Here is a 12216-nt window from a genome sequence, read left to right as displayed (position 1 = left end):
CCCTGAAGACATCGGGCTCATGATGCACAGCTGAATTCCTAGCCGGTGGTCCAGCTTGGATATCTGCATCTTGATTTACAGTCCGGCATGCTCTCGATCCTGCCCGTACTTGTGGCGATGTGCCTCGTTTTCGTGGCGTCCTTAGTCATCGAGCGCTTCCTCGGGCGCAGCCGAAGTGACTTCGAGAAACCGGGGTGGTACTGGGTCGCCGCCTCTGTGTTTTTGCCGCTGATCGCGCTGATCTACCTCTACGTGAGCGTTGACAGCCTGTACATCTACGGTCTCTACGGTGCCGCTGGCGGGGTGGCCAGTCTGGTTGCCCAGTGCATCTATGGACGGAAGATCAAGCCCGACGGGAGGCAGGGTTGAGGGTCCGCTCCTGGCCGACTGTAGCCAGTGGCTCTGCCTTCGCAAAGGGGCCCGAAGCGGACATCGCGCCCTGAGGAAAGCGGTCGTTCGCGGGGGCCTGCGGCCCTGAGGCGCTAAGCCTCCGATCGGCAAGGTTTCGGGCATGACGCTCTAGCAATGGGGTCGCTTCGCACATAACTGCCTGTACCATTTGCCGCAACAGCTAAATCGCGAGGGAAACAGGTGGACCAGAGAATCTTCACAGCAGTAATCCTCTTCGCCTTTGTTCTTGTCGTGATTCTGTCGCTGGCTTGGGTCATCAACAAAGTTGTTGGCAAGCTGCGGGTGAACGGGGCTGGCATTTACTTTTGGCTCTTGGTCGCAGCAAACGTTGCGCTCCACACCTGGCTTATCAATGCATCCCACACCACTGTCGAAATTGCTACCTACGCCGGCAAGGTGACCGGAGTCAGCCTCCCATTCATCCTTCTAGCGTTCTTCATGTCTCGCAGCTTCAAAAAGCGCAAGGCAAGGCAAAGCGCAACTGTCGTAGCGCGAGTCGAGACACTGGCCTAGTTGCGCTTCACCCTCGAAAGGCTGCTTGTGGCCGACTTTAGCCCGTCGCGCTCGGCTGAGCTTCTGACCCCAACACAGACTTTCTGATAGCTCCAAAGGAGACGGGCAACGCCGGGCCTCTGGATGCCTTTAGACGGACTGCCATCCGACGCCCTTGAACAGCAAGTCTCCAATTGTTGATGCAAGAAGCGTCGCGTCGCTCGCGTCAAGGACCGAGAAATCGACCATGTACAGGCCATTGCCAGTTCGTCCTTCCATCAGCACTAGCGCCATCCCTCCTTCATCGTCACCAATGGCTAGGGAACGTGGAATGTGCTTCTGTACTTGATAGGCGGCGTTCATCTCGATGCAGCGCTTAGGTCCCCAGATCCGAAGGTACTTTTTACCGTTCACCAGCAGCTCAACTTCCGTCATTTCAGTCACGACAGCCAGGTAGTCGGGCGGCAGCGGCACCGCTGCCGCTGCTCTCAGTCCGTCAATCTCCGCGGCGGTTGCGGCAGGTTTGACCCCAACGATCCGGAAGATGGGGTGCAAGGCTTTGGTGAGGCTGTGGACATCCATCGGTGGCGCCTACTGGCGAAGGTCTGGTTGTGGCCGAACTTTTCCTGTCAACGAAGAGAGGAAGTAGGCCCGCGGCGAACGCAATCGTAAGGGAAGGCTAGAAGACGTTGAATCGCATCGGCGATGGTCCACTGCTCGAAGCCAGGGGGGCAATGGAGCCATCGGGCGCAACCTCTGAAACGTTGAACCCATCTTCAATGTCTTCGTAGTAAATGGCCATTTCTTCAAGCTGTGCCACGATAAATACTGATTCAATCACACCATCACGCATGACCGACGCGGTTCGAAACGGGACGCGAAGACGGGCAAATTGTTGGGCGTGTTCTGGTGAACACTCGGTGAGTTGAGCGGACACCAGCTCCTCCAGCTCGTCACGAGAAATCGGAATCCAGCGGTTCATCGTTTTTGAATGAGGGCTCATGAAGGATTCTGATGGCCTCGCGAACGGTCGGTTGTGGCCGGACTGAGCCCTTCACATGAGGTGGCAGCGAGCCCGATGCGGTTGCATTTCCAGATTGAATCGCGCCCACAAGCGCTCTCAGGACCCCGCGATTCGCTATCCAGATCGGGTGAAGTCGGCACGATAAACATCGAGGATAGTTGTTCCTGCGACTTCATAGGCCCCTTCCATGTGATGATGAAAAGCGATCACTTGACCCGGCTGCATCCAATTTATGCCCCACAGATCGTCGCTCATGGAACTGCCAAAGAAAACAAAAGGCTTGAGGTCAAACTCCGGCCTGAAGCCTTCCCATTCCGCCCATAAAGATTTCGTGAGATCTACCAGCGACTCTTTGTCCGATAGCGGCAGCAAATAGGCTGCATTCCCAAGGTTCTCCCTCACTCCGTCCGCTTCAAGATAGAGCGCCCGAAGCTCATCGGGAAAGCGAACCCCAAGTACCGCCTCAGCTTCAGCAATCGCGTCTGCGGACGCGGGGGGGCCGTACCGCCAATCGGGGAAGTGTTCTCTCAGCATGCTTCTAATGTTCCAACATTGACGTGTGAGCGTCGAGCGTCTGCTTCGGAGCGAATTGGCCCCCTGCGTCGAGTGACGGCTACTGGCCGAAGTCCGTCATCCTGTCGCCGGCCGTCATGCGTCCATGATCTCATGGGCTATTGACCAACTGCATGTATCGCCAGACGCCCCAAACCACTCCCACAGCGATACCAACCGCGACGCTCCAACCCACAGGAACACCCGCGATGAAGCTCAGAAAAAATATCAATGCGACCGACGCGAGACTAATGTAGGTCAGTGTGATGAGGTCAAAGCGTGCGATCTCGCTCGCGTCCTCGGAGACTGCACGGTCGCCGTGATCGCGCTTGCGGCGCTGCCCTCTGAAGAGCACCACGTCAACGATGAACTCGAAGATTCCGACGACGACGTCCGTCAGTAAGCTGAACATGAAGCTCCTTTGAGTGTCCGCAATTGGCCGAATTTGGGCGTCCGGCGTATCGCGATGGATTTGCTGACCTGCTAAGAGTGTCCGGGACTGAAGTCGCCCTTTGTCGCCGATGTCGGCGCATCGAGTTCGTTTTGCAGCGACTCAAGGATAGAAGCAATAGTGTCTGGCGCCGCCCGCCCATAGCTCTCCTGAAGCGCATTGGCGATGTGGCGGATTGTGTCAGCCAGCAATATGCCCCACGCGGGAGCCTCACTACGACCGTTCTCCTGCCACATGCCGATTTTGAGGGAGCAATGCAGCCCCTTCTCGGCTACCCATGCGCTGAGCATCTGAATCGATTTTTCGTCGCGCTGTGCTGCCGGAGGGACGATCAAGGGTTGCATGTGCTTCAAATGCGTTTGGAAGGACCGGATGCGGTCTAGGGAATGTCTGATCAAGTCGTAAATTGGCTTGATGACGAGTGTGCGTGTTGTGCCGCCGCGCTTGCGGGCTCATCGCGCCGGGCATCCCACGTGTTTGAAGGCCTCTTTGCTCCCTTCACGCTGCCTGCGGGCGCACCTGTCCCATCATCGCAATCAGTTTCTTCCTGGCCATCCACAGGTTCGACAGCGCAAACAGCGTGATCACATGCGCCGTGTTCTTGGCCAGTCCCTTGAACCTCACCTTCGCCAGGCCGAACTGCCGCTTGATCACCCGAAACGGGTGCTCCACCTTCGCCCGGATGCTGGCCTTCTGGTATTCCTGCTTGCGTGCTCTGGCCTTGGCTCGGCCCTCGGGCATCTTCGCCATGTCGCTGGGCCTGCCCGCAATGTGCCACTGCACATCCCGCTTGACTCGGCTCTGTGCTCCGCGATAGCCAGAGTCTGCCCACACCGTGTCCTCTTTGCCGTGCAGCAGATCATCCACCTGCTCCACGTCCGCTTCGTTGGCCGCGGTGGTCGTCACCGTGTGCACCAGCCCCGAGTCCGCATCCACACCGATGTGCGCCTTCATCCCGAAGTGCCACTGGTTGCCCTTCTTCGTCTGGTGCATCTCAGGGTCTCGCTCGCCGCTCTCGTTCTTGGTGGAACTGGGCGCCGCGATGATCGTGGCGTCCACGATAGAGCCGCGCTTCAAGAGCAGTCCCTTCCTGGCCAGATGGGCGTTGACCTGCTTGAAGATGTCTTCAGCCAGATCGCTGGCTTCCAGCAAGTGGCGGAAGTTCAGGATGGTCGTCTCGTCGGGGATCGCCTCCAGACCAAGTCCGGCGAACGTGCGCAGCGAGGCGATCTCGTACAAGGCTTCTTCCATCGCCGGGTCGCTCAGGGCGAACCAGTTCTGCATCAGGTGCACACGCAGCATGGCTTGCAGCGGGTAGGGGCGACGGCCTCGGCCTGCCACTGGATAGTGGGGTTCGATGACTTTGAGCAGCGCCTTCCAAGGCACCACCAGTTCCATCTCGGCAAGGAAGACTTCGCGCCTTGTCTTCTTCCTCTTGCCTGCTTGCTCGGCATCCGAAAAACTGATCTGACTCATCGCTCGTGCTCCTTTGCAGGGTTCAGTCCTTCATGCAAGAAACGTGCTCTTGATCAGACCTTCCCTAGGTCTAAGGCTGCGCCGAAGGTCTGCTCATGGCCGACTGTAGCCTGTCGCGCTGCAGTCGCGAAGGGGCCCATATCGACTGGACGTTCTCCTCTGAAGCAGCCGTTCGACACCCGCTCTCGATGCCTGTAAAACGGGTGCTATGCCTTCTGGAGTTCGGCTCTCAGCACGTAGCGGAATCTGTCCCACTCGGGCTCAGCGAGATTGAAAGGGTTCAAGAACGGTTCAACCAGCCGAATCACATCTGAGGCGTCAGAAGGCTTCGGAAAGAAGTTGCCCGGCACCACGACGACTCCGTCAAGATCGACCTCGCCGTGCAAGGTCAAGGGGATGTTCTGAGCATCGAGCTCGCCATAGCCCTGCAGGTCGAACGCGCCAGAAAGTGCAACCTCGAAGCGTGTCGAATGCGCGACTCGCTTGATGGAAAGCGACTCGAGGCGCACCGGATGGTGCGCCATGAAATAAATCGAGCATTCAACGGACTCAGGGTCGGAGCTTGTACGCAAAGTTGCTCCGTCCAGATTTTTCCAGTCCCGAACAGGCCATTGAAGCCATTCACACAGGACCGAGCATTCCCAGTCCTCTCCTTCCCATGAAATGGGCGCACAGGGCAAGGAAAGATTCCAAAACAGACCGCGCGGGACGCCGGACGAGGCGCTCTCGAATACATGGCCATAGAACTCGCCGCGTTGGTCTTGTGCGCTGGAAATCGATAGGGTCATGTGATGCTCAAAGTGCGTCGGTTTTGAGTGTCGGGTTCTGGCCGACTGTGGCCCGTCGCCGGCTCGGAGATCTGGGTCCGCTGCGGTCATTCAGCGGCCCCGAAAGCTGTCCTTCGAGGCGATCGTCCGGCCATCGAATTGACAAGAATCGACTAGTACCAGCTAGCCTGATTCGTTGCTACTTCTTTGAATAGCACCCATGGGCACTCCCTCGCAAATGCAAGCAGCAGGTCTTTCGCTTCGGCGAGCGACTCGCTCTTGACGTCTTCAGCTCGAATGAGCACTCGTTGCAGGGCGCGATTCCAACTCGATTCGTTCTCTCTCAAAACGGCGACAGCGTTCACGGCTTCGGCAGGAGCCCCGAGCGAAGGCGGGGAGACACCGCTTAGATGGCGACGAACGAACACGGAAAAATCTACGACTTCATTGGACCTCGCCCAAGCGAGTAATTCGCTCGCTGGCAATGCCGCAAGGCGGTGGAACCACTCGATTTGGTCGTCGAGTGACTCAGGCAGTCTCGGGTTGTGAGAAGTCAAGTTGAACTGGATTCGACATTTGGTATGGCGCTTTGCCCAAGAGCGAAGCGACCGCTCCTAGCCGACTGTAGCCGGTTGCGGCTCTCGCGCTTGGCCGTCTGCGGGATACTAAAACGCACCTTCAAGGTATCCAGCCGTCCGCAGCAAAGGCGCCAAAGCTCCGTCGAGTTCCGCGTCCGATAGATGTCCGGTGGGTCTGCGCGGCGACTTCCAGTACCAAATGTGCTGCACGGCCACCGAATCGACTTCGCTGAACTCTTCGTAGAACAGCGAGGCGAGTCGCCTGTTTGTCAGGGCGGGGGCTATCTCAAGAACTTGCCTGAAGACAGCGCATGGACTTCGTCCCTGGCGAATCTGGTCAAACATTAGCTTCGAGGTGAAAGGTCGCTTGGAACGTCCGCAGTTGATCGGGTTCGGTCAACCCGCAGAGGCGGCGGCTTCCACCCAAACAATCTCGTCGGGGTGATGCTGGCCGATGGTATCGAGCGCGTCCTCCAGGACCGGCTGTTCTCGCGCTCCAAGTGCATACGAGAAGCGCGTTAGGCCTTTCCCCTTCAGCACGGCGAAGTCCTGCTCGGAGACTGCATCAGCACCACACCAAATCGCAGTACCCGAACCGGCGGCCTCCCGCAGTGCATCTTTTAGACCGCTAGGGGTGATTGCAAGGAAGACCACGTTCGCTCCTGTTGTGATGTTTGCGGGATGACTGAGTGACCGGTTTTAGCCGATTGTGTTGAAAAACTCGCCTTGAATCTAGCCTGCAGTGGCGAGCCCACAAGTTCGCAATCGAGTAGGCGATTCGGGGAACACGTGTCAGCCTTGCAGGCGCACCTCACGCTGTCTTCATTGCCGTATCGACTTCGGATGGCATCAACCACTTGGCCATTCGCCTGAGGTTCTGGGCTGTGGCAGCCATCAAGAACTCATCCTGCGCACCACTGAGCCCGCGAAGCCGGAGTCGATCCAGCTTCATGATGCGCTTGAGGTGCGCGAACAGCATCTCCACCTTCTTGCGCTCCCTGCGCGACTGTCCGTACTGCGGTGTCTGCGCGATGGACCGTGCCACCTCACGAGCACCCTCGTGGATGCTGCGGGCGATCTTTCGGAACGGTGTGCTCGGGCAGCAGCGATCCTTCATCCGACAGTCGACGCAGTCTGCCTGGCTCGCCCGATAGATAACGGTGTCGGCCTTGGTGATGCGGGTGCGCGGCGTCGTGAACTGCCGCCGGTCGTTGCGCAACGCACGCCCTTCAGGGCAAACATATTCATTGCGCTCGGGCTGCCACTGGAACTCGCTGATCGACAGACTTCCGTCCTTGCGGACCGTCTTGTCCCACACAGGCACGTGAGGTTCGATCTGCTTGTCTTCGACCATCCAGCCCAGCAGTGGGGCGGTGCCGTACGCGGTGTCGCCGACGATTCGCCGCGGCTTGATGTCGAAGCGCTGCTCGACACGGTCAATCATCGTCCGGGTGGAGTCGACCTCCGGCGTGCGGTGTGCCGGCGTTGCCTCCACATCCATGATGATTCCCGCCGACAGATCGATCAGGTAGTTGGTTGAGTAAGCGTAGAACGCCGGACCACCTGGCGCTGCGGTCCATTGCGCAGCCGGGTCGGTCGGGGAGATGTTCCGCGATGCAGCCGTCTTGTCGTGCACTTCTTCGAGTGCATCCTCGGCCACCGGATTGTTGGCATCGAGGGCGTCAAGGTACTCGCGCACCGCGCGGTTGCATTGGGTGCCCTGGCGCCATTGCGCGACCTCGGAAGCAGGAACACTGCGCGCACGGTTGGCGTCGGCCTTGATGATGCTGGCATCGATGGCGAATCCTTCGCCTTGAACCAACCCTTCGGTCATACAGCGGTGAAGCACCGTCTCGAAGACAAATCGGAATGCATCGCTCTGGCGGAACCGGCCATGGCGGTTCTTGGAAAACGTCGAGTGATCGGGAACTCTGTCTTCCAGGCCCAGACGACAGAACCAGCGGTAGGCCAGGTTCAGGTGGACTTCCTCGCAGAGTCGGCGCTCGGAACGGATGCCCAGGCAGTAGCCGATGACGAGCATGCGGATCATGAGCTCGGGATCGATCGAAGGCCGGCCGGTATGGCTGTAGAACGGCGCAAGATGCTGGCGCAGTTCGCTCAGATCGAGGAAGCGGTCAACGCCTCGAAGCAGGTGATCGCGCGGGACGTGATCTTCCAGGTTGAATGCGTAGAACAGCTGATCTTGAACGGTGCTCTGACCCATCATGATGCGTACCTCCGTCGATAACGAGGGGCATGCAAACGGCGAGCCAGCTACTGGAATTCGGGCGAGTTTTTCAACACAATCAGCCGGATGCTGTCAGTGCCTTGGCGTTTCAGGCCGCAACGCGGTTGCCCTCAAACCACTTCAAATACCCAGCTGCGAAGTGGTATGCGAACTGGAACATCGCTGCACTGTCCTCTTTCGATATGTCCTCCGGGAAGAAATTTGCGACGATGACAAATGGGCGCTCATCGGATGCATGAACGAGGACGCGCTGCCAAACGGGCGAGGCCAATGAATCCAGAAGCTGCTGGTTCTGCAGATCGGCGCCCTCGCGGAGGATTGCACAGGCGTACACAAGATGATCGCCGATTCTGAAGTTGCACTTTCCTGCTGCGCACTCCAAGCTCCACGAAGCCAACGGACCGTCCAGATGGGTGGAGACGATAGGTCCGCCGGACAAGAGACCGTCGCAATAGGCGAGCCACTTTTGCGAGAGCGTGGATGCCTGCAAGGTTGAGGTTCCCAACAGCTCGCCATCCATGGCGCAATGCACAAGTCCGAATGTCTTCATCATCTTCCCCTCAAACACCACGGAGGATTTTGCCGCAGTAGCGAATGGTGGCCGCTGGCGCGAGGCCCTCCCCGCTGCGTGCGAGACGCCTTGAACGTCTGCTTCCGAGCGAATTGAGGGCTGTCGGCGAACGGCCGCTCATGGCCGTATTCTGCATTTTGCGGCCGACTTCAAATGCGCGTCGGCAGACGCGGGGCGGCCACATCTTCAGTCATAGCGAACTATATTGAAGCCTTCCTTCGTCCCAGGCGGGATGAAATGGCTGGTGATTTGATCGAACTCCGCATCGGTTGTTTGAAACGGGTGTTCGCCCGAAAGGTTACGGGCACGCAGGCGCTCTTTGCAAACTTCGTCGGGAACCTCCAAGTAGTGCAGGCGATGCGCTGCTTCAGCTTTCTCGAAGATGCCTCGAGCCCAACTTCTCGTAGTGGGGGTGTTCGAGGGGACGTCGAGTACAACGGACGTGCCGGCCGCGAGCAGTGCCGCGACGTGGCCCGACATCGCTTCGCGCAATTTACCGGCACAGCGCACGTAATCCACGAGGACTTGAATCTCGTTCGGGTAGAGGTGTGCGAGCCAATCGTCCTCGCTGAGGAGAACCGTCTTCGGCTGCGCTGCGAGGTGCTTGGTGAGCGTCGACTTTCCGGAAGCGATCTTCCCGCAGACCATGTGCAGGACCCCTGGCAAGAAAGAAGCGGCGGCAGTCCGCGAGGTTTCGGTTTCGAGCATTCCAATCTCCAGTAACTTTTAAAAGCCCCAGGAGACAGAAAAAACCCGCCTCGTGGGGCGGGTTGCTTTGGCTATTCAGGCCGTGCGCTAACCCACCATCCTTCGGATGGTGCGAATAATGGACGCGAATTGCGAGCAAGCCATAGAGAGAGCAAGGATCGCGAGTTCCAGAGGTCTCAGCAATCCGTTTGCGTGGGACGCTGATGCACCGAGGTCAGGCTAGATGCTCGATTCGTACTTCCGCTCTGGCCGAATTCCGCCTTCCTGCACATATCGGGTGATTGGCCAACCAGCCTCGCTGACAAGAGGCTGATGCTCGGCAAACCCCAGAGTCGAAAGCAGCGCACGCGCTACGCCGGCGGAATGGATCCGGTGAGCTGAGCTTGATAAAGGTGCTGTGACCTTTTGCAGGACACCGTCCACTCGGCCGCGACTTTCTGGACAGCTGATTGGGGGTCGTGCTTCGGCTTGCGCTCCGCATTGCGAGAGCGCCGGATGACATGCAGGACGCGTCTAGGTCTTCTCAGGAGGAAAATATATCTGCCACTTTTCGATGTGTCAGCGTCCGCTGGGCTGGGCTTGAGGCGATCAAAAATTTAGCATGAGTTTGGAACGGGGCACAGTCGCTGAATGCTGACGGTATTCCTGACGGTATGAGAAAAACGGTGTGCTCCCCAAGGCTTTATCCATGCGACTTTTCCCAGCCAATTGACTATCGAGTGGGAATGATCCGGGGCTGTGTCACAGGATTCCAATGAGTATCGGGTTTTCCAAAAAAATCGAGATGCGACAAGGGTTTAGTTGTTCCGGTCTCACCGACAAAACGCTGGGGCACTGAAGCCCAACGACAAGCCCTACAAGGTGAGCGATCGCGATGGCATGTATGCCGCCGCATCGCCGGTGCGCCGTGCTGTGCCTGAGCGAGTGGTCGCGTGACGTCGCACCCGACCGTGTCGCGGCGTTCTTCAGGCGGTCGCCAGCACCTTCCGCAGGGTGTCGCTCTGGCGGTGGAGTCCCGCACGAACGCGGCCCTCTCGATCCGACCGGGCTACTTCATCGCGGAGCCCGGCGCCTGCATCTTCAGCGCCGCTCCGCGCGCCGTGCCGCCGTCTCTCAGCCACCGTGCAGCGAGCGCGAGGCCCACCGCCAGGTAGGCCAGGCCCGCTGGCACCCACATCACCAGCCCGCCGAGTTGCTGGTCCTCGAGAGGATCGAGTCCGAAGGCCGGCGAGGTCGACGCATAGGCCGGGTACCAGAGTGCAGGCGACAGCGTCAGCAGCGCGCCGAGGGCCGCCGTGTGGACCATGGTGGTGAACAGGTAGAACATCGAGGCGCCCTGGCCCTGGCGCGAGGCGCTGCCCAGCGGCGCCCACCAGAAGAGGAGGGCGCTCGCGAAGAAGCTGGTGTGCTGCAGCGTGTGAACGCCCGGTCGCGCCAGCGCGGCCTCGAACAGCCCCGGCATGTGCCAGGCCCACAGCACCACGCCATGCAGCGCCCACGCGACCGCGGGATGGGTCAGCACGCGCCACGTGGCGGCAATGGGCCCGAGCCGCGCGGCATCTCCCGCACCAGATCGCCAGCGCGGCGGCAGGCCCCATGTCCACACCGCAAGCGGCCGGCCGATGACGAGCAGCGGCGCCGCGACCACCATCAGGATTTCGTGCTGCACCATGTGCGCCGAAAAAAGCAGCGTGCCCAGCGCATCTAGCGGCGACACCAGCGCCGCGACCAGCGCCAGCTGCCCGCCCGCAAAGGCGGCCGCCTGCCATCCGCTCACGCCCCGGTGCATGCCGGCGCGGCGCCAGAGGTTGCGCAATCCCGCTGCGTAGAGGGCGCTGCCGAGCAGCAGCAGGCAGACGACCCAGGGCTCGAAAGTCCACGGTACGTCGGTGCTGCCGGCCGGCAGGTCGGGCACGTGGGCGCGGGCCAGCGGCGCGGCCGCAAGGCATGCGACCGCGGTACAGGCGGACAGCGCCGGCGCTCGCGTCATGCCGCGCATGGCGACAGCACCCAGGCGACGAACCACTCGGCCACCATGACCAGGGTGAACAGCAGCCCGACCGGCAGCGCCATCGCATGCACGAAATGCCGGCGCGCCTGCATGTCCGCTGGCGCGAGGCGATCGCGTGAAGCCGCGCGCTGCCGGGCCGCGCCGACGCTGAACACGAGGCCGAGCACCACGCCGGCGGCGTGAACCGCATGCACCCAGGCGAGCGTCTGGTGCGCGCACGAAGGCGTCACCAGCGCAAAGCCGAGTCCGAGCACCGTGAGGCTCACGACGGGCGTTCCCAGGAGCGCGAGCCAGTTCCACATGCGGCGTTTTCCTTTCTTCCTTTGGCGCGTGCGCTCATCGCTGGATGTGCGGCGCCACGTAGATGACGAAATAGATCGGCAGCCAGCTCAGCACGACGAAATACCAGTACTGCGCGTTCTCGCTCGCATCGACCAGCCGCCGGCCTTCCAGCGGGCCGGTGCGCATCAGCACGGCGAGAACGGCCGTGTCGTAGGTGTCGGTGAGAAGGTGCAGCGTGTGCAGGCCCAGCAGCAGCCACACCACCGAGCCGTAGGCGTCGGTGTCCCACCACACGTTGAGCCCGCGGAACTCGAAGATGCGCACCACCAGGAACGCGACCGAGAACAGGAGGCACAGCGCGAAGCCGATGCGAAGCCGCTTCAGGTCGCCGGCTTCCGCGGCGCGCTTGAGCATGTGGTTGGGCACCATGCTCGTAAGCAGCACCACCGTGTTGAGCGTGCCCCACAACAGGTCGGGCGGCTGGGCGTTCAGCGGCCAGCGCGGCGCGAGGCTTCGCAAATAGAAATACGCGACGATCGCCAGCGCGAACACCGTGCCCTCGATGGCGATCAGCCCCAGCGTGCCCCACCACATGAGGCTGCGGTTCCCGAAGGCGTAGCTCGGCAGCGGCGCCGCATCGAGCAT

At 60.4% G+C, this 12216-nt stretch carries 16 protein-coding genes; 2 read left to right on the top strand and 14 right to left on the bottom strand.

Annotated elements, in window-relative coordinates; genetic code table 11:
- Nucleotides 1-87: 87 nt before the first annotated feature.
- The gene (locus QF040_RS07105; RefSeq protein WP_429610438.1) at nucleotides 88-369 is read left to right on the top strand and encodes a hypothetical protein; all 282 of its coding nucleotides are present in this window, start codon (nucleotides 88-90) and stop codon (nucleotides 367-369) included.
- Between the two features lie 222 nt (nucleotides 370-591).
- Complete coding sequence (locus QF040_RS07100) at nucleotides 592-924, top strand: hypothetical protein (RefSeq protein ID WP_429610437.1); 333 nt, start codon at nucleotides 592-594, stop codon at nucleotides 922-924.
- A 129-nt stretch (nucleotides 925-1053) separates the two neighbouring features.
- On the opposite strand, the gene QF040_RS07095 is transcribed toward QF040_RS07100, so the two are convergent.
- The 14 genes from QF040_RS07095 to QF040_RS07030 form a co-directional block, all read right to left on the bottom strand.
- Complete coding sequence (locus QF040_RS07095; RefSeq protein WP_429610436.1) at nucleotides 1054-1485, bottom strand: hypothetical protein; 432 nt, start codon at nucleotides 1483-1485, stop codon at nucleotides 1054-1056.
- Nucleotides 1486-1582: 97 nt separating this feature from the next.
- A complete protein-coding gene (locus tag QF040_RS07090; RefSeq protein ID WP_429610435.1) occupies nucleotides 1583-1906 on the bottom strand; it encodes a hypothetical protein in 324 nt (107 codons plus the stop codon).
- A gap of 135 nt (nucleotides 1907-2041) precedes the next feature.
- Nucleotides 2042-2461 (bottom strand): SMI1/KNR4 family protein, encoded by a 420-nt coding sequence (locus QF040_RS07085; RefSeq protein ID WP_083259227.1) that lies wholly within the window; start codon nucleotides 2459-2461, stop codon nucleotides 2042-2044.
- A gap of 130 nt (nucleotides 2462-2591) precedes the next feature.
- Nucleotides 2592-2891 (bottom strand): hypothetical protein, encoded by a 300-nt coding sequence (locus QF040_RS07080; protein WP_429610434.1) that lies wholly within the window; start codon nucleotides 2889-2891, stop codon nucleotides 2592-2594.
- Nucleotides 2892-2962: 71 nt separating this feature from the next.
- On the bottom strand, nucleotides 2963-3274 hold the full coding sequence (locus tag QF040_RS07075) for a DUF5076 domain-containing protein (protein ID WP_429610433.1): 312 nt from the start codon (nucleotides 3272-3274) through the stop codon (nucleotides 2963-2965).
- 154 nt (nucleotides 3275-3428) lie between these two features.
- Nucleotides 3429-4406 carry an IS5 family transposase gene (locus QF040_RS07070; RefSeq protein ID WP_007830058.1) on the bottom strand — a complete coding sequence of 326 codons (978 nt, stop codon included), beginning with the start codon at nucleotides 4404-4406 and terminating at the stop codon, nucleotides 3429-3431.
- A 206-nt stretch (nucleotides 4407-4612) separates the two neighbouring features.
- A complete protein-coding gene (locus tag QF040_RS07065) occupies nucleotides 4613-5194 on the bottom strand; it encodes a hypothetical protein (protein WP_429610432.1) in 582 nt (193 codons plus the stop codon).
- 953 nt (nucleotides 5195-6147) lie between these two features.
- Nucleotides 6148-6405: a hypothetical protein gene (locus tag QF040_RS07060; protein ID WP_429610431.1), complete on the bottom strand. Its 258-nt coding sequence runs from the start codon at nucleotides 6403-6405 to the stop codon at nucleotides 6148-6150.
- Between the two features lie 157 nt (nucleotides 6406-6562).
- Nucleotides 6563-7978, bottom strand: coding sequence for an IS1182 family transposase (locus QF040_RS07055; RefSeq protein ID WP_429610430.1), 1416 nt, complete (start codon nucleotides 7976-7978; stop codon nucleotides 6563-6565).
- Between the two features lie 109 nt (nucleotides 7979-8087).
- On the bottom strand, nucleotides 8088-8552 hold the full coding sequence (locus QF040_RS07050) for a hypothetical protein (protein WP_429610429.1): 465 nt from the start codon (nucleotides 8550-8552) through the stop codon (nucleotides 8088-8090).
- A 204-nt stretch (nucleotides 8553-8756) separates the two neighbouring features.
- Entirely contained in the window at nucleotides 8757-9278 is a 522-nt protein-coding gene (locus QF040_RS07045) for an AAA family ATPase (RefSeq protein ID WP_429610428.1), read from the bottom strand.
- A 1048-nt stretch (nucleotides 9279-10326) separates the two neighbouring features.
- A complete protein-coding gene (locus QF040_RS07040) occupies nucleotides 10327-11268 on the bottom strand; it encodes a cytochrome c oxidase assembly protein (RefSeq protein WP_429610427.1) in 942 nt (313 codons plus the stop codon).
- Entirely contained in the window at nucleotides 11265-11591 is a 327-nt protein-coding gene (locus QF040_RS07035) for a hypothetical protein (RefSeq protein ID WP_429610426.1), read from the bottom strand. The genes QF040_RS07040 and QF040_RS07035 overlap by 4 nt, the downstream gene beginning before the upstream one ends.
- 34 nt (nucleotides 11592-11625) lie before the next feature.
- The gene (locus tag QF040_RS07030; RefSeq protein WP_429614625.1) at nucleotides 11626-12216 is read right to left on the bottom strand and encodes a cytochrome c oxidase subunit 3; all 591 of its coding nucleotides are present in this window, start codon (nucleotides 12214-12216) and stop codon (nucleotides 11626-11628) included.

Source organism: Variovorax sp. W2I14, assembly GCF_050435205.1.
In the GTDB taxonomy this organism is placed as follows: Bacteria; Pseudomonadota; Gammaproteobacteria; order Burkholderiales; family Burkholderiaceae_C; genus Variovorax; species Variovorax paradoxus_C.
The sequence above is the reverse complement of the archived record's forward strand: the minus strand, read 5'-3'. Positions and strand labels throughout refer to the sequence as shown.

Coding starts and splice junctions, on each gene's coding strand:
- QF040_RS07055 (WP_429610430.1), bottom strand. CDS start 7,978: ATGATGGGTCAGAGCACCGTTCAAGATCAGCTGTTCTACGCATTCAAC.
- QF040_RS07050 (WP_429610429.1), bottom strand. CDS start 8,552: ATGATGAAGACATTCGGACTTGTGCATTGCGCCATGGATGGCGAGCTG.
- QF040_RS07095 (WP_429610436.1), bottom strand. CDS start 1,485: ATGGATGTCCACAGCCTCACCAAAGCCTTGCACCCCATCTTCCGGATC.
- QF040_RS07080 (WP_429610434.1), bottom strand. CDS start 2,891: ATGTTCAGCTTACTGACGGACGTCGTCGTCGGAATCTTCGAGTTCATC.
- QF040_RS07070 (WP_007830058.1), bottom strand. CDS start 4,406: ATGAGTCAGATCAGTTTTTCGGATGCCGAGCAAGCAGGCAAGAGGAAG.
- QF040_RS07030 (WP_429614625.1), bottom strand. CDS start 12,216: ATGCTCGATGCGGCGCCGCTGCCGAGCTACGCCTTCGGGAACCGCAGC.
- QF040_RS07105 (WP_429610438.1), top strand. CDS start 88: ATGCTCTCGATCCTGCCCGTACTTGTGGCGATGTGCCTCGTTTTCGTG.
- QF040_RS07065 (WP_429610432.1), bottom strand. CDS start 5,194: ATGACCCTATCGATTTCCAGCGCACAAGACCAACGCGGCGAGTTCTAT.
- QF040_RS07075 (WP_429610433.1), bottom strand. CDS start 3,274: ATGCAACCCTTGATCGTCCCTCCGGCAGCACAGCGCGACGAAAAATCG.
- QF040_RS07085 (WP_083259227.1), bottom strand. CDS start 2,461: ATGCTGAGAGAACACTTCCCCGATTGGCGGTACGGCCCCCCCGCGTCC.
- QF040_RS07090 (WP_429610435.1), bottom strand. CDS start 1,906: ATGAGCCCTCATTCAAAAACGATGAACCGCTGGATTCCGATTTCTCGT.
- QF040_RS07035 (WP_429610426.1), bottom strand. CDS start 11,591: ATGTGGAACTGGCTCGCGCTCCTGGGAACGCCCGTCGTGAGCCTCACG.
- QF040_RS07045 (WP_429610428.1), bottom strand. CDS start 9,278: ATGCTCGAAACCGAAACCTCGCGGACTGCCGCCGCTTCTTTCTTGCCA.
- QF040_RS07040 (WP_429610427.1), bottom strand. CDS start 11,268: ATGACGCGAGCGCCGGCGCTGTCCGCCTGTACCGCGGTCGCATGCCTT.